This window comes from Oceaniglobus roseus (assembly GCF_002869745.1).
Taxonomy (GTDB): domain Bacteria; phylum Pseudomonadota; class Alphaproteobacteria; order Rhodobacterales; family Rhodobacteraceae; genus Oceaniglobus; species Oceaniglobus roseus.
The window spans coordinates 25,690-46,793 of the sequence record NZ_PNOS01000038.1 but is presented as its reverse complement, the minus strand read 5'-3'; the positions used below and the strand labels follow the sequence as shown (position 1 = coordinate 46,793).

The 21,104-nt window shown below is 70.3% G+C and carries 19 protein-coding genes and 1 tRNA gene; 8 read left to right on the top strand and 12 right to left on the bottom strand.

What is annotated here, in order from left to right:
* On the bottom strand, positions 1–210 hold a 210-nt coding region (locus tag A7B20_RS17105), incomplete at its 3' end, for a hypothetical protein (RefSeq protein WP_216641219.1).
* A 192-nt stretch (positions 211–402) separates the two neighbouring features.
* Between A7B20_RS17105 and A7B20_RS17100 the strand changes: the two genes are divergently transcribed.
* The 5 genes from A7B20_RS17100 to A7B20_RS17080 all read left to right on the top strand — a co-directional run bounded on the left by A7B20_RS17100 (position 403) and on the right by A7B20_RS17080 (position 4,592).
* Positions 403–478, top strand: a tRNA-Thr gene (locus tag A7B20_RS17100).
* Between the two features lie 281 nt (positions 479–759).
* Positions 760–1,884, top strand: a complete 1,125-nt coding sequence (locus A7B20_RS17095) for a glycosyltransferase family 4 protein (protein WP_102109798.1) — start codon at positions 760–762, stop codon at positions 1,882–1,884.
* Entirely contained in the window at positions 1,881–2,714 is an 834-nt protein-coding gene (locus A7B20_RS17090; protein ID WP_102109797.1) for a glycosyltransferase family 2 protein, read from the top strand. Before A7B20_RS17095 ends, A7B20_RS17090 begins: the two co-directional genes overlap by 4 nt.
* A gap of 16 nt (positions 2,715–2,730) precedes the next feature.
* Positions 2,731–4,017, top strand: coding sequence for a hypothetical protein (locus A7B20_RS17085; RefSeq protein WP_216641218.1), 1,287 nt, complete (start codon positions 2,731–2,733; stop codon positions 4,015–4,017).
* The gene (locus tag A7B20_RS17080) at positions 4,017–4,592 is read left to right on the top strand and encodes an LbetaH domain-containing protein (protein ID WP_102109801.1); all 576 of its coding nucleotides are present in this window, start codon (positions 4,017–4,019) and stop codon (positions 4,590–4,592) included. The genes A7B20_RS17085 and A7B20_RS17080 overlap by 1 nt, the downstream gene beginning before the upstream one ends.
* A 16-nt stretch (positions 4,593–4,608) precedes the next feature.
* On the opposite strand, the gene A7B20_RS17075 is transcribed toward A7B20_RS17080, so the two are convergent.
* From A7B20_RS17075 to A7B20_RS17065, 3 genes are read right to left on the bottom strand one after another with little or no spacing between them, the layout of a single operon-like run.
* Entirely contained in the window at positions 4,609–5,790 is a 1,182-nt protein-coding gene (locus tag A7B20_RS17075) for a glycosyltransferase (protein WP_102109796.1), read from the bottom strand.
* A complete protein-coding gene (locus A7B20_RS17070) occupies positions 5,787–7,082 on the bottom strand; it encodes a glycosyltransferase family 4 protein (protein WP_102109795.1) in 1,296 nt (431 codons plus the stop codon). Before A7B20_RS17070 ends, A7B20_RS17075 begins: the two co-directional genes overlap by 4 nt.
* Positions 7,082–8,329 carry a glycosyltransferase family 4 protein gene (locus A7B20_RS17065; protein WP_102109794.1) on the bottom strand — a complete coding sequence of 416 codons (1,248 nt, stop codon included), beginning with the start codon at positions 8,327–8,329 and terminating at the stop codon, positions 7,082–7,084. The genes A7B20_RS17070 and A7B20_RS17065 overlap by 1 nt, the downstream gene beginning before the upstream one ends.
* A 236-nt stretch (positions 8,330–8,565) precedes the next feature.
* On the opposite strand from A7B20_RS17065, the gene gmd reads away from it, so the two are divergent.
* Positions 8,566–9,639 (top strand): GDP-mannose 4,6-dehydratase, encoded by a 1,074-nt coding sequence (gene gmd / locus A7B20_RS17060; protein WP_102109793.1) that lies wholly within the window; start codon positions 8,566–8,568, stop codon positions 9,637–9,639.
* Positions 9,626–10,633: a GDP-L-fucose synthase family protein gene (locus tag A7B20_RS17055; protein ID WP_102109792.1), complete on the top strand. Its 1,008-nt coding sequence runs from the start codon at positions 9,626–9,628 to the stop codon at positions 10,631–10,633. The genes gmd and A7B20_RS17055 overlap by 14 nt, the downstream gene beginning before the upstream one ends.
* Here A7B20_RS17055 and A7B20_RS17050 read toward each other — a convergent pair.
* The 7 genes from A7B20_RS17050 to A7B20_RS17020 all read right to left on the bottom strand — a co-directional run bounded on the left by A7B20_RS17050 (position 10,614) and on the right by A7B20_RS17020 (position 18,990).
* Positions 10,614–11,858, bottom strand: a complete 1,245-nt coding sequence (locus A7B20_RS17050; RefSeq protein ID WP_102109791.1) for a polysaccharide biosynthesis/export family protein — start codon at positions 11,856–11,858, stop codon at positions 10,614–10,616. The two genes, A7B20_RS17055 and A7B20_RS17050, sit on opposite strands and share 20 nt — an antisense overlap.
* 4 nt (positions 11,859–11,862) lie before the next feature.
* Entirely contained in the window at positions 11,863–14,103 is a 2,241-nt protein-coding gene (locus tag A7B20_RS17045; RefSeq protein WP_102109790.1) for a GumC family protein, read from the bottom strand.
* A 49-nt stretch (positions 14,104–14,152) separates the two neighbouring features.
* A complete protein-coding gene (locus A7B20_RS17040) occupies positions 14,153–14,911 on the bottom strand; it encodes a LuxR C-terminal-related transcriptional regulator (RefSeq protein ID WP_102109789.1) in 759 nt (252 codons plus the stop codon).
* Positions 14,912–15,369: 458 nt separating this feature from the next.
* Positions 15,370–16,068, bottom strand: coding sequence for a Crp/Fnr family transcriptional regulator (locus A7B20_RS17035; RefSeq protein ID WP_102109788.1), 699 nt, complete (start codon positions 16,066–16,068; stop codon positions 15,370–15,372).
* A gap of 170 nt (positions 16,069–16,238) precedes the next feature.
* Positions 16,239–16,892 (bottom strand): PIG-L deacetylase family protein, encoded by a 654-nt coding sequence (locus tag A7B20_RS17030; protein WP_102109787.1) that lies wholly within the window; start codon positions 16,890–16,892, stop codon positions 16,239–16,241.
* On the bottom strand, positions 16,889–17,704 hold the full coding sequence (locus A7B20_RS17025; protein ID WP_102109786.1) for a sugar phosphate nucleotidyltransferase: 816 nt from the start codon (positions 17,702–17,704) through the stop codon (positions 16,889–16,891). Before A7B20_RS17025 ends, A7B20_RS17030 begins: the two co-directional genes overlap by 4 nt.
* Positions 17,701–18,990: a class I SAM-dependent methyltransferase gene (locus tag A7B20_RS17020; protein WP_102109785.1), complete on the bottom strand. Its 1,290-nt coding sequence runs from the start codon at positions 18,988–18,990 to the stop codon at positions 17,701–17,703. The genes A7B20_RS17025 and A7B20_RS17020 overlap by 4 nt, the downstream gene beginning before the upstream one ends.
* A 227-nt stretch (positions 18,991–19,217) precedes the next feature.
* On the opposite strand from A7B20_RS17020, the gene rfbC reads away from it, so the two are divergent.
* Positions 19,218–19,769, top strand: coding sequence for a dTDP-4-dehydrorhamnose 3,5-epimerase (gene rfbC, locus A7B20_RS17015; RefSeq protein WP_102109784.1), 552 nt, complete (start codon positions 19,218–19,220; stop codon positions 19,767–19,769).
* Positions 19,770–19,790: 21 nt separating this feature from the next.
* Here the strand turns inward: rfbC and A7B20_RS17010 are convergent, their stop codons facing one another.
* A complete protein-coding gene (locus tag A7B20_RS17010) occupies positions 19,791–21,104 on the bottom strand; it encodes a DUF4910 domain-containing protein (protein ID WP_102109783.1) in 1,314 nt (437 codons plus the stop codon).

The window sequence follows — 21,104 nt, the reverse complement described above, 5'->3', positions numbered from 1 at the left end:
CGCGGCGGCCTGCTCCTGCACGGAGGAAGACCCGGTCGCGGCGGGATCCGTCGTCGGCACGGCGACGAGCGAGGTGGCGGTGGGTTCCGGCCCGCCGCGTCCGCCATCGCGCGGGGCGAAGGCGACATAGGCGGCGGCCACGGCGAGGAGCGCCGCCCCCGCGCCGCCGACGAGCCGCGCCGCCTTCCGCTGTCCCCCTTGTCCGTTCATTCCGAAGCTCCGCACGCCCTGGTTGGCCGAGCATTATGCATTGCATCGCGTCCTGTCAAAACGCGAGGGATCGGCAGGGGGAAAAAGCGTCTTGTCACAACGGAATCGCGCTGCTAAGCCGCCGGGGTCTGCTGCCGGACGGGCCGTCGTGCCGCGTCGGCCAGGACGCCGGGGATGCAGGCAACGCCCCTGGCCGGCATAGCTCAGCTGGTAGAGCGCGTGATTTGTAATCACGATGTCGGGGGTTCGAGTCCCTCTGCCGGCACCAGTTCCCGCCTCTCTCCACCACCGTCCCCCCCACCCATTTCCGCGTGCGCGCCTCCGCCCTCCGGTGATCCCCCCTCACCGATTGGCGGAGGGGTCTCCTGCATCGGCCATCCATGCCCACCCGCGGGAGACCCGCCCGGTCGAATTGATGATCCCGCCGCGCTGCCCGGCCGGGCCAGCGTCACGGTGTCGGTCCGATGTCTGCTCAGGGCCGATGTCCCGTCCGCGGCCCCGGGGGCCGCCCCGGGGCGACCGAGACCTTTCGGGTGGGGGAACGTGATCTTGGCACCGCTGGAACTTCTGCTTGTCTTTTCCGTCACGCTGATCGCGATCCAGGCGATCCGGCCGCTGGCACCATGGCTGGGCCTGATGGACCGGCCCGGCGCGATCAAGCTGCACGGTGCGGCGGTGCCCAGTTGCGGCGGCCTAGCCATCGTGCTGGCGTTGGGCCTCGCCCTGGTGCTGGGCCTCGTCGCGGCGCCGCCGGCGGCCTGTCTCTGGGTCGGGACCGTCGCCATGCTCGGGGCGCTCGACGACCGGCTTGGCCTGATGGCGCGCAACCGGCTGGCGGTGCAGGTCGCCGCGGCGACGATGCTGCTGGCCTTCACGCCCTACGGATTCCCGAGCTTCGGCGAGGTGCCGCCCGACCTGCTGCCCGCCCTGCGGCTGATCGGCCTGGCGATCTGCCTCGCCTTCGCGGTCGGGCTGGTGAACGGCGTCAACATGATCGACGGGGTCGACGGGCTGGCCGGGTCGGTGGCGCTCGGCAGCCTGGTCTGGCTGATCGCCATCGCGGACCTGGTCGGCCGGGCCGACGTCGCGAACGATGCCGCCCTGGCGATGGCGGCGACGGCCGGGTTCCTGGTGTTCAACCTGCGCAGCCCGTTCCGGGCCCGCGCCTCGGTCTTTCTCGGCGATGCGGGCAGCACCGCGCTTGGCGCGACGCTGGCCTGCCTGATCCTGGCGCTCGCCGCGTCGCCCCATCCGGGCGGGCTGCCCGCCCTGCTGTGGCTGGTCGCCCTGCCGGTGATCGACATGGCCAGCCTGATCGTGCGCCGCACCCTCGCCCGCCGCAGCCCGTTCTCGGGCGACCGCTGGCACCTGCATCACCTGCTGCAGGACATGGGCCTGTCGCCGGCGAAGACGACCGCGGCCATCGCCGCCGCCTCGGCGGCCTGCGGCGGCATCGGCTACCTCGGGGTCCGCGTCGAGGTCCCGGCGGTGGTCATGCTGTTCGGGCTGGCCGTGCCGCTGGCGCTGCACACCGCCTTCGTGCTGGCCGTGCGCCCCGATGACCGCGCGCGCATCGCCGAGCGCATGGCCCGCCTGACCGGGCGCGCGGCGCCGCGCGAGGTCGCCGCCGTCGGCGGCGAACCCGCGGTCGCGGCACAGGGAGAGCGGGGATGAGCATCTCGACCCTCATCATGACGCTGAACGAGGAAGAGAACATCGGCCGCTGCCTCGCCTCGCTCGGCTGGTGCGACGACATCGTGGTGCTCGACTCCTTCAGCACCGACCGCACCGTCGAGATCGCCCGCGCCGCCGGGGCCCGCGTCGTCCAGCACCGCTATGAGAGCGAGCTGGACCAGCGGATGTTCGGGCTGACGCAGGTCGAGTTCCGCCACCCCTGGGTCTATACCCCCGACGCCGACGAGGTCACGCCGGACGACCTGCGCGACGAGATGCTGGCCATCGCCGCCGATCCCGACCGCCCCGAGGCGATCTTCCAGGCCCGCTACAAGAACATGTTCATGGGCCGGTGGATCCGCCGCAGCTCGCTCTACCCGACGTGGATCACGCGGATGGTGCGCCCCGAGTTCGTCCGGTTCGAGCGCAAGGTCCATTCGCGCTGCGTCAGCGACCGGCCCACGGGACGGCTGAAGTCGCATTTCATCCACTACAGCTTCAACAAGGGGCTGAGCGCCTGGTACGACAAGCACAACCGCTATTCGAGCGTGGAGGCGGCGCTGGCCACCTCGAAGGGCCGTCACCCGCCGATCGACTGGGGCGGCCTCGTCTCGTCCGAGGGCGCGGACCGGCGCGCCGCGATCAAGGCGATCGCCGCGCGGATGCCGTTCCGCCCGACGCTGCGCTTCGTCTACATGTACCTGCTCAGGGGCGGCTTCCTCGACGGCTGGGCGGGCTACACCTACTGCCGGATGATCGCGAGCTACGAGCTGATGATCGAGATCAAGACGGCCGAGCGGTTGCGCCGCGACGCGGGCCTGCCGATATGAGCGGGCCCGCCGTGCCATGAGCGAGGTGCTGACGGCGCTGCTGGCGGTGATGGCGGCGGGGTGCCTGCTGCACGGGTTCGCCCGCCGGCAGAACGCCTATACCTTCCCGTTCCTCTGCGGGCTGATCGTCGTCTCCTTCGTGCTGCCGCAGCTGCCGGGGCTGATGCACGCGCCGTTCCTGCCGCCGGGGGGATATGACAAGACGGTGCTGATGGCCTGTCTCTGCCTCGCCTGTGCGCTGCTGGGCTGGCGGGCCTCGCGTGCGCCCTTCGCGACGCTGCGGATCGGCTTCGACGAGGGGCGGCTGAAGATCGTCGCCACCCTGTTCGCCCTGATCGGCGCCTATTTCTACTACGCGCTGTCGCAGCTGCCGGGCGAGCAGATCGTCGGCGTGCAGATCTCCGGGGCGCCTGTGACCTATCTCTTCTTCGGCCGCCTGCTGACCTACAGCCTGGCGATCGCCAGCATCCTCTACGCCTGGCGGCCCAGCCGGTGGATGCTGGCGGTGATCCTGTTCGACCTCGTCTTCTACCTCGACCGGATCCTGGTGACGGGCAAGCGGGCCGAGGCGGCGGAGCTCTGGCTGATCCTGGCGCTGTCGCTGTGGTTCCAGCGGCGGTGGGCGATGCCGCGCGGCGCGCTGGCGCTGATCCTCGTCGGCGCGGTGATCGGCACCACCAGCATGTCCGACTACCGCGATGTCACCCGCGCCCATTCCGGCGTCGTCTGGAACGAGATCGCGCAGATCGACGCCGAGGACAACTTCGCCCGGATGCTGCAGGAGGGCGGTCCCGAGCTGCGCAACGCCATCCTGCTGATCAGCGCGACGGACCGGACCGGGCAGTTCGACTACGGCGCCTTCCACTGGAACCAGGTGATCTGGAACTACCTGCCCTCGCGCATCGGCGGCTCCGAGTTCAAGCAGGCGCTGATGTTCCGCACGCCGAAGGATCCGCGCGACTTCAACCCGCTGACCGGCACGACGATGACCGGCATGGTGGATGCGTTCCGCTCGTTCTGGTACGCCGGCGCGCTGAAGTTCCTCCTGCTCGCCTATGTCCTGCGGCGGATGTGGAACTCGGCCATGGAGGGCCAGCTGCTGGGCCAGTTCCTCTACATGCTGAGCGCGGTTCCGGCGATGCACGCCTTCTCGCACACGACCGACTGGGTGGTGTCGGCCTGGACCCACATGGTGTTCTTCTGCATCCCGGTCTTCGCCTGGGCGCGGGTGCGCCCCGCCGCGCGGGCGGCGCCGCCGTCCGCCGTCCTGCTTCTCCCCGCCTCAGCAAGGGTCATGCCATGATGGAATCCCGCTTCGCCCGCCCCTCCCCCGCCGCGGCGCCGCTGCCGATCGAGGGGGGGCCGACCTTCGCCCTGCGCCAGCGCGCGATGCGGGCGCTCTGGGGGCTGGCCTGGCGGCTGGGCGCCGCCTGGACGCCGCCTTCATGGATGGCGCCCCGGCGATTCCTGCTGACCCTCTTCGGCGCCCGGATCCACCCGACCGCCATGGTGCGCGGCAGCGCGCGGATCTGGTGGCCCGGGCATCTGACCATGGGCGCCCACGCCTCGCTCGGGCCCGGCGCGATCTGCTACAACGTCGCGCCGGTGACGCTCGAGGCCCATGCCATCGTGTCGCAGCGCAGCCATCTCTGCGCCGCGGGCCACGACATCGAGGATCCGGCCTTTCCGCTGCGGCCCCGGCCGATCCGGATCGGCCGCGACGCCTGGATCGCGGCCGAGGCCTTCGTGGGACCGGGCGTGAACGTGGGCGAAGGCGCGGTGCTGGGCGCGCGCGGCGTCGCGGTGTCGGACCTCGACCCCTGGATCCTCTACGGCGGCAACCCCGCCCGCGCGCTCCGCCAGCGCCGCCGCCACTGAGCGCGGCAGCCGCCCTTCAGGCCACCCGCGCCGCGGGGCCCGGGCCGAAGGCGGCGTAGGCCTCCAGCATCTGCGCCGCGGTGATCGCCCAGGTATAGCGCTGCTCGACCAGTTGCCGGCCTGCCGCGCCCAAGGCGGCGGCCCCGGCAGGATCGTCGAGCACCGCTTCCATCGCCGCCGCGAAGGCCTCGGGCGAAAGCGGCAGCACCCGGCCCGCCCCGGCGGCGGCGACCTCGGGGAAGTGGCAGCCTTCGGAGATCAGGACCGGCGCGCCGCAGGCCAGCGCCTCGGTGATCGCGATGCTGAAGCCCTCCTGGCGGCTCGGCAGGCAGAAGCAGGCGCAGTCGGCCATCGCCTGGAACTTGCGCGCCCCAAAGACGGGACCGAGGAGGTGCACCCGCCTGCCGAGGCCCGCCGCCGCGATGCGGGCGCGGAAATCATGCTCGGCCCCGCCGTCGGGGCCGATCACCACCAGGTCCACGCCGGGGCGGCGACGCGCGAGCCGGGCGAAGGCGGCGGCCAGCACGTCGAGCCCCTTCTTGCGGTGCAGGCGCGACAGGAACAGCACGAAGGGCCGGTCTCCAAGCGCGGGCAGCGAGGCGCGGAAGCGTCCGCGCACGGCCCCCGCCCCGATCTCGCCGAGGTTCACGCCGTTGGCCACCGTCACGGTCGGCAGGTTCAGGCCCAAGGGCGCGATCAGCGCCTCCTCGTCGCGGTTCAGAGTGTGCAGGAACCGCGCGCCCGCGATCATCTGGCGATGGGTGGCACGGAGCGCGATGCGCTTCTTCAGCCACTTCTGGCTGAGGCTCCAGGGGTCGAGCATCCCGTGGGGCGTGATGCAATAGGGGACGTGCCGTGCGCGGGCGATCCGCGCCGCCTGGATCAGCACCGGCTCCCAGATGCCGTGGAGGTGAACCCAGTCCGCCCGCTCGACCAACGCGGGAAGCGAAGCCGCCGCCGACAGCGCGAGCGGCCGGCCAAGCAGGCGCTCGCGCGGCAGGGTGTGGATGACGACCTGAGACCGTTCCCGCGACAGCGCGACCTCCTGCGCCACGCGGGCCCGCGCCGCGGGGTCGAGATAGCTTGCGATTCCCACCCCGGCCCCCAGCCGCGACTGCGCGGCGGCGTGGTGGATGATGGCGCATTGCGGACCGCCGTGGCGGGGGTCCAGCGAGGCGATGACGTGCAGGATCCTCACGGGCTCACCCTTTCCAGACGCATGCCCCGCGCGGCCTGCGGGGCGTGGGGGCGCAGCGGCACCGGCTGGCACGGCGCCGGCAGGGCCGCGAGCAGCCGCGCGCCGTAGCGCTCGACGCTGAAATCCAGCGCACGCGCGCGGGCGTTGCGGCCGAGGCTGCGCAGCAGGTCGCGGTCCGACGCCAGCAGGCGCAGCTTCTCGACCAGCGCCGCGCCGTCGCCCGGGGCGGTGACGAAGCCCTCCTGCCCGTCCCGCACCACGCTTCCCGTGCTCGAGGTGACCACGGCGGGCAGCCCCGCCGCCAGCGCCTCGTAGACGACGGTGGCCGAGCCTTCGCAGACCGAGGGCAGCAAAAAGACGTCGGCCCAGGCATACTGTGCCCGCATCTCGCCGCGCGGCACGATGCCCGGCGCGTCGGCCACCACCCTGAGCCGCCTGAGCTGCGCCCCGGGCACCGCGGTGGGCCCGACGAGGCGGAAGGTCGCGATGCCCTGCAGCGCCTCGGCGGCGGCCAGGACGTGGGGCGTGCCCTTGCGCAGCCCCAGCGCGCCCGCGGTCAGCACCCTGAGCGGACCGCGGTCGCGCAGCCGCGCCGGCGGCGCTTCGCCGGGATCGACCCCGTAGGGCACGACGACGCATTTCTCCACCGGCCCGCCGCAGTCGCGCACGCCCTCGCGCACGAACTCGGAGGGGCAGACGATGAGGTCGGCCAGCGCCCATTCCGCCCGCTCGCGCGCGGCGAAGGCCCGGGCGACGCCGCTGTTGTCGGCGACCCCCTCAACCCATTCCGGGAAGCGCGCCCGCTCGGCGTTCACCAGCCGGTCCAGCACCTCGCGCGGGGCGTTCATCTGCTCGACCGCCACCCAGAGCCCCTGGCGCTTCGCCGCGCGGATCTGCTCCAGCCCGTCGCCCGCGAAGGTGTAGAGCCCCGCGGCCCCGGCATAGCCCCGGCGTGCCACCAGCGACGAAAACCGCGCGCCCGCCCAGAGCGCGTGGCGCGTCACCGCGGCATCGTCGCGGTTGCGCAGCCGGATCAGCGCCGAGTGCAGGCCGAACAGTGGGAAGGTGACGATCCGCTCGGGCGGCACGCCCTCGGGCACCCGCCCCGCCAGCCGCTTCAGCGCCGGTGCCGCCGCGCCGCCGAGAGGCAGCCGCCCGAGCCGCCCGGCGAGGGCGTCGGTGGCGCAGATGTCGGTGTAGAAGCGCGCCAGCCGGTCGGCCGAGGCCAGGATCCGCGGCAGGGCATAATGCATCCGGGCGCCAAGCTGGCTGACCACGACATCGCCCGACATCATGCCGTCCTTTCCGCCGTGTGCGTCACCGCCCGTTCATCCAGGGCCTCGACCAGCGCGCGCCACTCGGCAAGACCGCGGGCATCGCGGTAGTCCGACAGGAACAGCTGCCGCGCCCGGCGTCCCATCCCGAGGCGGGCCTCGGGATCGTCGCGCAGGGTGCGGATGTGCGAGACCAGTCCGGCCACGTCGCCCACGGTCACGCCGAAACCGCAGCCATGGCGCGTGGCGACGCGGGGCACCTCGCCCTCCGCCGCGCCCACGAACAGCGTCGGCCGCCCGGCGGCGAGGACGCCGTAGAACTTGCTCGGGACGATGCAGGTCTCGAGCGGCGGCAGGAGCGAGACGAGGTGAACGTCCGCGACGCACAGGCTCTGGGCCAGCACCTCGCGCGGCTGGAGCGGATGGAAGCTCACGCTGGTCAGCCCGCGGCGCGTCACCTCGGCCTCGACCGCCTGACGCCTGGCGCCGTCGCCGATCATCACGAAGCGGATGTCGCGCTCGCCCTTCAGGGCCTCGGCGGCGCCGATCAGGGTGTCGAAGTCGTGCGCCCGGCCGAAGTTGCCGGAATAGCCGACGACCAGCTCGTCGCCGAAGCCCCATGCGCGGCGCAGGGCGTTGTCGGCGCGCGCCACCGGGGCGATGCCGTCCTCGTCCGACCAGTGATGCAGCACGGTCACGCGCGACGGATCGAGCCCGCGCGCCGCCAGCCGGTCGCGCATGGCGTCGATCGGGCAGACGATGCGCGCGGCCCGGCGCAGCGACAGGTCGCGCAGCGCCAGGGCCAGTCGCGTCGTCGCCCGGTCCGTCCGCGCGAAGCCGAGCTCGATAGCCACCTCGGGGAACAGGTCCATCACCCAGTTCACCAGCCGCGCGCCGCGCAGGGCGATGGCGGGCGCCGCGCTGACCGTGTGCAGCGGCGGATCGGTACAGACGACGCAGATGTCGCCGCGGCGCAGGATTGCGGCAAGCCGCAGCGCGATGCCCGCATGCAGCGCCAGATCGTCCAGCAGCCGCCCCGCCAGGCGGTTGCGGTCCGTGCGCAGGGCGGCGACGCGGTGCACCTCGACTCCGCGGATCCGCTCGCGCGCGGGCGGCAGTGCGCCCGCGCCGTCGCGCCGACCCCGGCCGCAGACCGCGACCACCTCGTATCCCTCGGCGGCCAGGTTGAAGGCGAGGCTCGACACCATGCGGCTGGTCGCCGACTGGTCGGGATGGAAGTAGCGGTTCACGAGAACGATCTTCATGCCTGTCCCTTCCGGCCCCGCCCGGTCTGTCCGGGCCCGGCACCGAGAAGACCGCCGATCCCGCCCCCAAGGGGATCGGCAAAACGATACCCCCCTCCTCCGATCGGTCAGAACCGGCATCGAATGGAGGGCCGACCGGTTGCGACGGTTCGCCCCATTCTGCCCTCGGGTTTCGGCTGACGCGGCTTGCCGCGCCCCGGGACACGCGGAATCGCAACGTGGGAAAGGCGAATGGCATGGGCGGAAAGACGGCGCTGATCATCGGGGTGACGGGCCAGGACGGCGCCTACCTCAGCGAGTTCCTGCTGGGACGCGGCTATGTCGTGCACGGGGTGAAGCGGCGCTCGTCCTCGTTCAACACCGGGCGGATCGACCATCTCTACCAGGATCCGCGGAAGACCCCGGCGAAGTTCTTCCTGCACTTCGGCGACCTGACGGACGCCACCAACCTGGTGCGGATCATCCAGGAGGTCCAGCCGGACGAGATCTACAACCTCGGCGCCCAGAGCCACGTCCAGGTCAGCTTCGAGACGCCGGAATACACGGCCAACGTCGATGCGATCGGCGCGCTCCGGGTGCTGGAGGCGATGCGCATCCTCGGGATCGCGAAGACCTGCCGCTACTACCAGGCGTCCACCTCCGAGCTGTTCGGCAACAGCAGTTCGGAACCGCAGAGCGAGAGCACACCGTTCCGCCCCCGCAGCCCCTACGCGGCGGCCAAGCTCTATGCCTACTGGATCACGACCAATTACCGCGAGGCCTACGGGATGCACGCCTCGAACGGGATCCTGTTCAACCACGAAAGCCCGCTGCGCGGCGAAACCTTCGTGACCCGCAAGATCACCCGCGGCGTCGCCGCGATCCGCTGCGGCTTCCAGACCCACCTGCGGCTCGGCAACCTCGAGTCGCGGCGCGACTGGGGCCATGCCCGCGATTACGTCGACGGCATGTGGCGCATCCTCCAGCAGGACAGCGCCGACGATTACGTCCTGGCCACGGGCGAGTGCCACACGGTGCGCGAGTTCGTCGAACGCTCGTTCGAGATCGCGGGCCGCCCCATCGCCTGGGAAGGCTCGGGCGTGGACGAGGTGGGGCGTTGCCGCCACTCCGGCGAGCCCATCGTCATCGTCGACCCGAGCTATTTCCGGCCGACCGAGGTCGAGTTCCTGCACGGCCGCGCCGACAAGGCGCGCGAGAAGCTGGGCTGGACGCCGAAAGTGTCCTTCGACGATCTCGTGGCCGAGATGGTCGAGGCAGACCTCGCCGCGGCCCGCCACGCGATGAAGGGGAACCTCCATGCGGAATGGTGAGGGCGCGTCGCCGCGGCTCGATCTTGCGGGCCGCCGGGTCTGGGTCGCGGGGCACAGGGGGCTGGTCGGCTCGGCCATCGTCCGGCGGCTTGGGCGTTCGGGCTGCACGGTGCTGACCGCCCCGCGCGAGGAGCTCGATCTCGTGCGCCAGGCCGATGTCGAGGCCTGGGTGCGCCGCAACCGCCCCGAGGTGATCTTCATCGCGGCCGGCAAGGTGGGCGGGATCATGGCCAACAGCACCTTTCCCGCGGATTTCCTCTACGAGAACCTGATGATCAACGCCAACATCATCGCCGCCGCCCACCGCTTCGGGGTGGAGAAGGTGGTGGTGCTGGGGTCGAGCTGCATCTACCCCCGCGACAGCGCGCAGCCGATCGTCGAGGAGGCGCTGCTTCGGGGCGCCTTCGAGCCCACGAACGAGGGCTACGCGGTGGCGAAGGTCGCGGCGCTGAAGCTCGGGGAGTTCTTCGCCCGCCAGCACGGCTGCCGGATCATCGGGCTGATGCCCACGAACCTCTACGGCCCGGGCGACAATTTCGACGCGACGACCTCGCATGTCATGCCCGCCCTGATCCGCCGCTTCGACGAGGCGGTGCAGACCGGCGCGCCCTCGGTTACGATCTGGGGCAGCGGCACACCCCTGCGCGAGTTCCTGCATGTCGACGACCTGGCCGAGGCCTGCGTGTTCCTCGCCGAGACCCACGAAGACCCGGCGCCGATCAACGTCGGCTCGGGCGAGGAGGTCTCGATCGGCGATCTCGCCCGCCTGATCGCCGGGGTCACGGGCTTCCGCGGCACGATCGAGTTCGACCGCGGCAAGCCCGACGGCACCCCGCGCAAGAAGCTCGACACCACCAGGCTCGCCGCGCTCGGCTGGCGGCCGCGCATCGTGCTGGCCGACGGCATCCGTGAGATGCACGACATCTGGCTGGCGCAGCAGGCGCGCGGCACGGCCGCCGCCGCACCGTCGGCGATCAGCGTACCGGCGCGCTGAGGTCGGCCGAGGCCCGCTCGACCCGCAGCACGTCGCCGGGTTCGAGCGGCGCGTTCTCGGCGACCGCGGTTTCCACCAGCCCTTCCGGCCCGGCGCGCAGCACGCTCAACTCGGGGATCGCCGAGCGATCCGCCAAGGACTTGCCGGGCGCGGCGGCGTAGGAGGTCAGCGTCTTCTCGACTCCCGCCAGCGCCAGCCGCAGGGAGGCAAGTTGCAGCTCGGCCTGGCGCAGCCCGTCGCCCGCGGCGGTGCGGAAGGCGGCGGCCGCATCGTTGCGCCGCCGTGCCACGTCGAGGCTGCCCTGCCGCGCCCGCGCCAGCGCCGCCTGCAGATCAAGCGCGTCGCGCCGGGTGGCCGACTGCGTGCGCTGCACCTCGCGCAGTTTCGCGGGCGTCGACAGGCCGCGCTCGACCAGCTGCGTGGCGGCCTTCACGTCCTCGTCCAGCAGCCGCAGCTCCTCGTCGTGGAGCGCGATGCTCTTCTGCAGGAAGGCGATCTCGCTCTCGAAGCTCTCGGCCTGGGCGGCCAGCCCGGCATCCTCGGAGGTGCGCGCGTCGCGCCGCAGGCCGAGGAGCCGCCGCTCGTTCTCGAGGATCGCCGCCGCGTCCTCGCGTCCGACCACCGCCGGGGGCCGCACGTCGATCGCCGCGTCGCCGGCGCCGAGTTCGGCCCGGAACCGGGCCATCGCCACCTCCTCGCTGAAGATGCGCAGGGAGATGTCGGCATAGTCCCGCTCGGCCGAGATGATGGCGAGGGCGCCGTCCTTCTCGGGCAGCACCAGCCGCCGCGGCCCGCCGGCCATGGCGAGGAGCTGGAGCGCGGTCATGCCCGGACGGTACGTGAACTCGCCGTTCTGCTCGGCGTCGCCGACGACATAGACCGGGGCATAGGCGGCGATTCCGACGGCCAGCGAGGGGTTCGGGATATAGGCGCCCAGCCGTTCGGCCAGGTCGGACTGCACATCGGTCAGGCTTCGCCCCAGCGCCTGGACGGCCCCGGCCAGCGGGTGGGTCACGGTGCCGTCGACGTCGACGGGAAACTCGCCGGACTGGTCGGGGGCGCCGAACACCCGGATCTCGATCCGGTCGCCCTGGTGGATGAGATAGGGCGTCTCCTCCGCCGCGCCGGGCCCCGCCAGCAGGCAGAACGCGGCCAGGACGCGGGCGAGGCCCAGGCCGGGGAAACGGGCGATGGAACGGGCGGCGGTGTCGCAAGGATGGGTCATGGGATCAGGCTCCGACCGGGCGGGCCATGGGCCCCTGGATCATCGGGAAACGGTGGGCGCCGGGATCGAACCGGACGAAGGCCACGCCCACGCGCCGCTCCGCCACGATCCCGCCCAGCCGACGCACGGCCGCCCGCACCTCGGCCATGCGCGAGCGCGGCCAGCGCACAACGTGGACGGCCCGGTCGGCGAGTTCCGCCAGGTGTTCGGCCTCGGGGTGATCGTCCAGCGCCGGGCAGTCGAGGATCACCAGGTCATAGGCCTTGCGGGCCTCGCGCATCAGGGTCGCCAGGCGGCGGTACTGGACGGCGAAGGATTCCGGCCTGCCGCCGGCGGCCAGCGACAGGACATCGCTGTTCCAGGGCGTGCGGTGCAGTTCCATGTGTTCGAGGTGGCGCAGGCTTTCGGGATCGGCGGCGGCGTTCGCCGGACGCCGCCCGATGGCGAGCAGGCGGGCGATCTGCGGCTGTCGGATGTCGCAGTCGACCAGAAGCGGGTTCAGCCCGGCGGCAACGGCGGACTGCGCCAGGCCGATCGCCACCGTGGTCTTGCCGTCGCCGCGCCGGACCGAGGTGACGGCGATCACGGTGCAGGCGCCCGGCGCCTTCTGGCGCAGCGCGTTCATCTGCAACAGGGTGAAGGCCGCGCTCCAGTCGCTGCGCGGGTCCGGCAGGGCGCGGCTGTAGCGGCGCAACCGGCCCCGCGAGACACGCGGGATGAAGCCGATGACGGCGGCGCCGGTTTCGGCCGCGACGGCGTCGGGGCTGGCCTTGCGCGACTCGAGCGCCCCGCGTCCAAGCGCGGCCACCCCGCCGACGGCCGCGCCCATCACGAGACTGGCGAGCAGCCACTTGACCATCCGCCCCGCTCCGTCCCGCGCGCCCGGCTCGGCCGCCGAGATCAGCCGCGCATCGGGCACCGCGATCCCCTGCTGTTCGATTGTCTCCTTGTAGCGCGCGAGGAAGCTCTCGTAGATCGCGCTGGAGGCCTCCACCTCGCGGTCGAGCTGCACGATCTCGATCTGGGCCGAGGCGTTGCGGTCGAGCGCCTGGCGCATCCTCTCGATGTCGGCGTCGATAATCGCCTTCTTGCGCTCCTGCACCACGATCTCCTGTTGCAGGCGGCCGAGGCTGCGCTGGTATTCCTCCGCGATCTCGCGATTGACGCCGTCGAGCTGGAGATTGACCGACACCAGGGCCTGGCCGCGCACCGCGCCGTTCTCGACGTAGTTCGCGCGCGCCCGCTCCAGCTTGGACTTCTCCGACAGGAGGGCCTGGAGCTGCGGCGACTCGATGCTCGACCCCGCGTCCGGTGTTCCCTTCTGCGCCGTCTCGAGCCGCGCGCGTGCCTCGGCGATGGCCGAGCGCACCTTCGCCAGCTCCTGCCCGAGGTCGGTCAGCCGCTGGGTCAGGAGGCTTGCGTCGCCATCGGCGGTCAGGCCCGCCTCCTGCCGCCGCGCCTGCCGCTTCAGCTCGGTCGCCTCGAGTTGCGCGCGTAGGCTCTCTACCCGGGGGCCGAGGAAGTCGCGGGCCCGGGCGGCGGCGCTGTCGTAGATCTCGACCTGCTTCTCGAGATAGGCATCGGCGAAGGCGTTGGCGGCGGCGGCCGCGAAGTTGCGGTCGGGCGAGACGTATTCGATGAAGATCGTGTAGGACCGCCCGTCGTTCGACACGCGCAGCCCGGCGAGAAGGTCGTCGATGGCGGCCTCGGTCCCGCGGCGCGCCTGCGCGGAGGGCGGCGCGGCGGATGGCGCGGTGGTCGCCGGAGGCGCGAGATCGGCCGGCGCCGCGGACGGTGCCACGACAAGCGGTGCGGAGGGCGGCGCGTTCTGGATCGACTCCGCCGCGTCGGTGGCCGAGGCGACAAGCTCGCTCACCGAGCGCACGAACAGCCGCGCCGGGTGCACCTTCTCGGCGGGCGGAACCAGCGGGATGCCGCGCTGGCGCAGCAGCTCCAGCACATGCGCCGCGGTGTTGCGCGAGGAGATGATGTCGAGCTCGGTCTTCACCACCGGGTTTTCCTGGGGCAGCGACGAGATCACGGATTCCCCCGGCATCAGCTGGCGCTGGCGCACGTCGATCACCAGGACCGCCTGGGAGGAATACTGCGGCGGCACGTTGCTGTAGACCGCGATCGCGGCGAGCCCGCAGAGCATCATCGGGATGCAGATCGTGTATTTCCAGTGCCAGAGCCACCTGAAGACCCTGGTGATGCCGTCCTCTTCTCCGCTCGTCTGCACGATCATGTCCGTCTTTCCCCCGACCCTGGCCACGTTTTGCCGCGACGCCGGAGCGTCACGACTTTCCGTTCATCAGCTCGTGCAGCTTGAAGGCGGCCTCGGTGCGGTTGCTGGCCTTGAGGCGCTTCATGATCGTGCGGATGTGCACCTTGACGGTGCTCTCGCACATGCCGAGTTCGTAGGCGATCAGCTTGTTTGCCTTGCCGCGGCGCAACGCCTCGGCCACGGCGGCCTGCCGCTTGGTGAACAGGGCGTCGCCGTTGCCCGTATCCTCGGCCGCGGCCTTCAGCATGTCGCGCGCGGCGCTGACCGAGGGCGCGGGCAGGAACATGCCGCCGTCCGCGGCCAGGCGCACGGCGTCCAGCGTCACCGCCATGCCCACGCTGGCCGGAATGTAGCCGCGCACGCCGTATTCCAGCGCATCGAGCATGTCCTCCAGCACCTCGGAGACCGCCAGGACGACGACCGGCACCGGCCCGGCGAGGCGGACCAGCCGCGTCAGGTCGGCGCGCACGCCGCTGTCGCCGATCCGGCGGCCGCCGATGTTGAACAGGATCACGCGCCTGCCCTCTTGGGCGCCCGCCGCGGCGCGCCAATCCTCGACCGAGCCGAATGCCTTGATCTCGGCTCCGGGCCAGAAGCTGCCGACGGACACCTCGAAGCATTCCCGCTCGAAGGTGCGGGGATCGATCAGGTGCAGTGCGGGATTGGCGCCATGGGATTTCGGCGGGGCGTCGCGGTGCTTGGTCTCGTCCTTCGGGCCGGAATATTCCGTCGCAACGGAATGAAGATATCCTTTTGCGGAACCGTCCATGGTTCAGCCTCCTGTGGCGCTGGCGTCGGCAGTCGTGAACCGGGCGGAAAAGCGGTACGATCCCGCGCTTCACGCTGCAGACGCATTTCTGATTTCAGGGACTTCCGACGCTGTGCGGTCGGGAATCCGAATACCTCGAGACCATGCAAAATAGGTACTTCGAAGCGTAACAATTCACGGCGGCCGCGGACGGCGCACTAGAAAACCGGAATTGAGAACTACAAACCCTGGCGATAAATAATGTTATCTGCGGATTTCCGATCTCACCCTAAGCAAAGCATCGATTCGCTCATCGACAGTCCAAGGATAGCGATTCTCCGCCGATGATCATTAACTTGGGTTAATGCTTTGGTCGAAATCGATAATTATGCAACTCATGGTAGAGTAAATAAAATGTTTCTCGCGCATACTGGCGGATCTCGGAAGATTTCTCACACGGCATGGTTGAACACCGCCGTTCATTCCAGGTAGCCGCGCTCGAAGCCGGCGAATCGGGTGATCGCGTCGAAGTCTTCGAAGGTCACCATGCTGTTCTGGAAGCTGACCAGCTTCGACTCGCGCAGCTTGCGCAGGACCCGGTTGAGGTGGATCGCGCTCATGCCCAGCGCGTCGGCCAGCATGCTCTGGGTCAGTGGAAAGCGGAACCGATGGGCATCGCCAAGTCCCACCTTCTCGGCCCGCACCGCAAGTTCGAGCAGCATGTGCGCGGTCCGCACCGCCGGGTCGCGACGCCCGACATTGACGAGATGCTGCGTGATCACTTGCCGGTCACGTGTTACCTCGGCCATCATGGCAGAGGCCAGCCGGATCGAGGTGGCCCGCAGCAGCGCCTCGGTCGACAGCCGGAACTCCCGCAACCGGACCTCGGTGACGGCGACATATTCGAGCCCGACCGAGCTGCCGAGGTTGCCCTGATCGTAGAGGAAGTCGCCGGGCAGCCGGATGTCCACGACCTGGCTCGCGCCGTTCGCGAGATAGTGCGAGGCGAGGACCCAGCCGTCGGAAATGACGAAGACCGCGCCGGGGACCGACCGGTTCCGCCCGATGACCGCACCCGGCGGATATGTGCGCGGAGGTTCGACGAACCCGTTCAGGTCCGCGACTTCGGCCTGCAACTCGGGGTGGTGCAGCAAAAGTTTTTTGAATAATGAATGCATGCAACAGGCTTAGATGCTTTTTAATCAAAATGGTAAATTAATTTGAAGAACTTTACCAGAGTCATCGTTTCTGGATGGCGACCGAGGAACTGACGCCTCAGGAATATGCATTCGCACCAGCCTCTGTCCTGCCCGACGACGATCCGGGGGAGCGGACCGGCTCTCCGCGCCTAGAGGAGGCGCAGCTTGCGCAGGGTGAAGGCCTCGGCAAAGCGTCCCGGAGCGCGACATTCCATGCCCCGCAGGCGGGCGAGGCCGCGAAAGGTGTCGGCGTCGAACCAGTCCTTCGACCGCTGGCTGCCGAAGTGGCGCTCCAGCAGCTCGATCTTGCGCTCCAGCACGGCCGGCTCGAGCGCGGCATAGGCATTGGGACGGCCGAGGTCGCCGTCCCACTTCGGGATCTCGTATTCGAGAATCAGCTGGTCACGGAACAGGTTCCAGGCCAGCGCGGACAGCTCGCGGTGATCCTGGTGGGCATCGTCGCGGCCGTGGACCAACACGACATCGGCGGCAAAGCGGCTGCGTACGTCGGCAAGCCAGGCCTTGATCGCCGGACTCTGGCTCGGGAACAGCGAATCCTCGAACCGGCCGCAGTCGACGGTCCGCGACGCGGCCCCGGCCAGGAAATCCGCGGCCGAGGCGCGCGCCTCGTCCTCCCTGACGCCATTGGCGCTCAGCACGCACCAGTGGACGTCCACGGCGAGGCCCGAGGCGAGCAGCGACAGGATCAGGCCGCCCGCGCCGATCTCGATGTCGTCGGAGTGGGCGCCGATGCACAGCAGCGAAAGCCGCGTCCGCCCCGCCCCCAGAGCGAGAGGGATCAAGACGCCTCGGCCCGTTTCACGTCGCCCCGCACCGCCACGCCGTTCCGGTCGAGCCAGGGCGTCTCGCCGCGCTCGACCATGTCCTGGAGCGACTGCCAGTCGCGCAGCGTGTCCATCGACCGCCAGAACCCCTCGTAGCGGTAGGCCAAAAGCTGGTCGTCGGCGATCAGGCGGCTGAACGGCTCCAGCACCAGCTCCTCGCCCTCGCGCATGTAGTCGAAGATTTCCGGGCGGAAGATGAAGAAGCCGCCGTTGATCCAGATGTCCGAGGCGGCGGACGAGCGGAACTCGCGCACGTTGCCCGATTCGTCCGCGTCGACCAAGTGATAGGTCAGCGGCGGGCGCACGGCGAGGAAGCAGGCCACCTTGCCGCTGTCCTTGAAACGGCGGATCATGTCGTCAAGGTCGAGGTCGCTCAGCCCGTCGCTGTAGTTGGCGAGGAACATCGGCTCGTTCTCGACGTGCTTGCGCACCGCCCAGAGCCGCTGGCCGATGTTGCGCCAGATCCCCGTGTCGATCAGCGCCACCCGCCAGTCCTCGGCCGCCTCGCCCAGCATCTCGACCTTCTGGCCGCCCGCCGAAACGACGCAGTCGGTGAAGGTCTGCGGCCGGGTCTGCAGGAAGAAGTCCTTGATGACGTTGGCCTTGTAGCCGAGGCAGAGCACGAAGTCGTTGTGCCCGCGGTCCGAATAGTACTGCATCAGGTGCCGGATGATCGGCTGCGGCCCGAGCGGGATCATCGGCTTCGGCACGTTCTCCGAATATTCGCGGATCCGGGTGCCGAGGCCCCCGCAGAACAGTACGACCTTCATGGCTTCATCCTTTCGGGAGTGATGATCTCGAGCCGGGGAATGGGAACAACGAAGGTTCCGCCCCAGTCCGCGACGTGGCGCATCTGGTCCACGATCTCGTCCCGGAGGTTCCAGGGCAGGATCAGGATGTGGTCGGGCCGCGCGGCGTCGATCGCCTCGACAGGCCGGATCGGGATCCGCATGCCCGGCGTGAAGCGGCCGTGCTTGTAGGGGTTGCGGTCCACCGTGAAGTCCAGGAAATCGGTGCCGATGCCGCAGTAGTTCAGCAGCGTGTTGCCCTTGCCCGGCGCGCCGTAGCCGCAGATGCGCCGTCCGGCATCCTTCGCCTCGATAAGGAACTTCAGAAGCTCGCGCTTGGTCCGGCGCACCTTCTCGTCGAAGGCCCGGTAGGCAGCCAGCCCGTCCAGCCCCTCCTCCCGCTCGATCCGGCGCATCTCGTCGAGGTTCGCCGTCGGCGCGTGCGCGGCGCCCTCGCGCGCCAGGTACACCCTCAGCGATCCGCCGTGGGTCGGCAGCCGCTCCACGTCGAAGACGTACATCCCGTGGCGGGCGGCCATGTGCTCGATCGTGGTCAGCGAGAAGTAGGAGTAATGCTCGTGGTAGATCGTGTCGAACTGGCTTTCGGCCAGCAGGCGGCCGACATGGGGGAACTCGAAGGTGGCGACGCCCTCGGGCTTCAGCAGCCGCGCCACCCCTTCCACGAAATCGTTGAGGTCGGGCACCTGCGCCAGAACGTTGTTGCCGATGACGAGGTCGACCGACTGCCCCTCGGCGCGCATCCGGTCGGCCATCGCGGTCCCGAAGAACTCGACGCGTGTGGGAATGCCCTTGCGCACGGCGGCGGCGGCGACGTTGGCCGCGGGCTCGATCCCCAGGACCGGCACGCCGAGCGGGCCGAAATGCTGGAGCAGGTAGCCGTCGTTGCTGGCCAGTTCGACCACGAAGCTGGTGTCGTCCAGCTTGAACCGCTCGGTCACCATCACCGCGTAGCGGCGCGCATGCTCGACCCAGCTGGTCGAGAAGGACGAGAAGTAGGCGTATTCGGTGAAGATCTCCTCGGGCTGGACGTAGTCGCGCAGCTGCACCAGCATGCAGCCCTCGCAGACCATGACGTGCAGCGGATGGTAGACTTCGGCCGCATCCACCAGCTCGGGCGGCAGGAAACTTTCGCAGGGCGGCGACATCCCGAGATCGACGACGGTGTGGTGCAGCGGCGCGCCGCACAACCGGCAGGGCGACGCCTGCCTCACCTCGGTGAAGTGGCCGGACTCCTTCAGTGCATTCATCGGTGATTTCCCATCCTGTCGACGCCCGGTCGTCCGGCGCAGGTCCGACGCTACGGTGCGGCGATGCCCCCGCGCACTCCGCGAAACGGCGGGGGCCCGGCAAAACGGATGAAGGGAGCTACCACTTTGGGACAGTCCGCCGGTCGCCCCGCAAGGAGCGTTGAGGCGCGACGCTTCGGACGTAACGCTGTTCACAGGGCGCGCACCGCGCCCCACGGTGAAAGAAGATGAAGTTCGTAGAATCCGGAATCGAAGGTCTGTGGCTGACCGAACCCGAGCCGTTCAGGGATGCCCGCGGCTCTTTCGTGCGCACCTTCTGCGCCGAGGTCTTCGCCGCCCGCGGACTCGAGACGAACTTCGTGCAGCACAGCCGCTCGACCTCGGTCGGCCGCGGCACCGTGCGCGGGCTGCACTTCCAGCGCCCCCCGGATGCCGAGGTCAAGCTGGTGTCCTGCGTCGCCGGGGCGATCTGGGACGTGGCCGTTGACCTGCGCAGCGGCTCGCCCACCTACGGCGCCTGGCGCGCGTTCGAGCTGAGCGCGGCGAACGGGCGGCAGCTCTACATTCCCACCGGATTCGCCCACGGCTTCCAGACCCTGACCGACGAGGCGGCGACGAACTACCTGATCTCCAGCGCCTATGCCCCGGGTTCGGCCGACGGCCTGCTGTTCGACGACCCCGACATCGGCATCACCTGGCCCGCCCCCGTGACCACGCTCAGCGAGCGGGACCGACGCTGGCCCTGCCTGCGCGACACGATCCCGGCCGACATCGCCTGAGAAATCCTCGGGTGTGCCCCGTCAGGCCAGCAGCCCGACCTCGCGCAGCCGCCGGGCGGCCGCGGCGACGGCGCGGAACCTCAGGCCCGCCCGCTCGGCGATGTCGAGAAGGCTGTGCCGCCCGTCGGCAAGGCTTAGCACCCAGCGGATCGACTCGATGTCCACCGTCTGCGCAGCGCCGCCGATCTGGGTGTAGAGCCCGCGCCGCCCGAGCTGCGGCTCGCCCATGGGCGAGAGGTTGCGGGGCACGTGGTCGGCCTCGACGATCTCGATCGCCTCCAGGAGGATGTCGTGGGAAGCGGCCAGGTGTTCGGGCCGGATGAAATCCAGGTTGTCGGCCGAGGTGTGGTATTCCCGGAACGTCCCGTGGCGGCTCCTCTGGAACAGCCCGAACGGCAGGTCGTAGCCGGGCGAGCAGAACTGCCGCTCGTCGTATCCGTCAGGCGCGAAGTCGCGCACCGCGCCCCGCGGCGTCCCGTGGGCAAGGACATGGGCCATCACCCGGTCGATCTGCGCGTTGCCCCTGCGGCTGCGCTTGTAGTTCGGCCCGCCCCCGTCGCCGAGACAGGAAACGACGAGCCCGTGGTCGATCCGCGCCACCGTGTCGGGGTTGCGCTCGAGCCAGGCGAGCGCGCCCAGCGTGGCGGGGGCGAAGATGAAGCGGTAGGTCCAGTTCAGCCGCCGGCCCGCCAGGGTCCGGGCGAGTTCGGCCAGTACCGCGATCCCCGAACAGTTGTCGTTGGCAAGCGACGGGTGGCAGATGTGGGTGGTCAGAACGAACTCGCGCGCGCTCGCGCCGCGCAGCACGTGCTCGCCGTGGCTCATCGCGCCGTCGACATGGGCGGTGTCGACGCAGACCTCGTACTCGCCCCTCTCCGGCAGCCGCAGGAAGTCGTCGTGGCGCAGGCAGAAACCCCACTGCGGCTCCCAGTAGGCGGTGCGATAGGGGATCAGGCCGGGTTGCTCCGGCAGGCTGAAGAGGTGCGGACGCAGCGCGTCGAGCGTCATTCGCCCGCGGAACGGCACGCTGTAGTTCAGCAGGTGCAGGTTGTTCTCGGCGAAATCGACCACGATCCGGCCGTCAGGGTCGCGGATCCAGGCCTCGCGGACCTGCCATTCCCGCGGCACCGTCCAGTCGTGGGCCGAGGCGCCGCTTGGCGTCTCGACCCGCTGAAGCGCGATGCGCCGCGCGATCACGTCGAGCGTGGCGCGGGCCCCGGGCCCGGCCAGGCTGCGGCAGATCGGGAACAGCTCGGCCGCCGTGGCATGGATCCGCTGGCCCAGGCCGGGATCGGACCGGGCCTCCGGCCGCTCCGGCGACGTCGCCGTGTCCAT

Coding starts and splice junctions, on each gene's coding strand:
- A7B20_RS17050 (WP_102109791.1), bottom strand. CDS start 11,858: ATGACCCATCCTTGCGACACCGCCGCCCGTTCCATCGCCCGTTTCCCC.
- gmd (WP_102109793.1), top strand. CDS start 8,566: ATGGGCGGAAAGACGGCGCTGATCATCGGGGTGACGGGCCAGGACGGC.
- A7B20_RS17045 (WP_102109790.1), bottom strand. CDS start 14,103: ATGATCGTGCAGACGAGCGGAGAAGAGGACGGCATCACCAGGGTCTTC.
- A7B20_RS17065 (WP_102109794.1), bottom strand. CDS start 8,329: ATGAAGATCGTTCTCGTGAACCGCTACTTCCATCCCGACCAGTCGGCG.
- A7B20_RS17080 (WP_102109801.1), top strand. CDS start 4,017: ATGGAATCCCGCTTCGCCCGCCCCTCCCCCGCCGCGGCGCCGCTGCCG.
- A7B20_RS17090 (WP_102109797.1), top strand. CDS start 1,881: ATGAGCATCTCGACCCTCATCATGACGCTGAACGAGGAAGAGAACATC.
- A7B20_RS17020 (WP_102109785.1), bottom strand. CDS start 18,990: ATGAATGCACTGAAGGAGTCCGGCCACTTCACCGAGGTGAGGCAGGCG.
- A7B20_RS17035 (WP_102109788.1), bottom strand. CDS start 16,068: ATGCATTCATTATTCAAAAAACTTTTGCTGCACCACCCCGAGTTGCAG.
- A7B20_RS17085 (WP_216641218.1), top strand. CDS start 2,731: ATGAGCGAGGTGCTGACGGCGCTGCTGGCGGTGATGGCGGCGGGGTGC.
- rfbC (WP_102109784.1), top strand. CDS start 19,218: ATGAAGTTCGTAGAATCCGGAATCGAAGGTCTGTGGCTGACCGAACCC.
- A7B20_RS17040 (WP_102109789.1), bottom strand. CDS start 14,911: ATGGACGGTTCCGCAAAAGGATATCTTCATTCCGTTGCGACGGAATAT.
- A7B20_RS17010 (WP_102109783.1), bottom strand. CDS start 21,104: ATGGACACGGCGACGTCGCCGGAGCGGCCGGAGGCCCGGTCCGATCCC.
- A7B20_RS17070 (WP_102109795.1), bottom strand. CDS start 7,082: ATGTCGGGCGATGTCGTGGTCAGCCAGCTTGGCGCCCGGATGCATTAT.
- A7B20_RS17025 (WP_102109786.1), bottom strand. CDS start 17,704: ATGAAGGTCGTACTGTTCTGCGGGGGCCTCGGCACCCGGATCCGCGAA.
- A7B20_RS17055 (WP_102109792.1), top strand. CDS start 9,626: ATGCGGAATGGTGAGGGCGCGTCGCCGCGGCTCGATCTTGCGGGCCGC.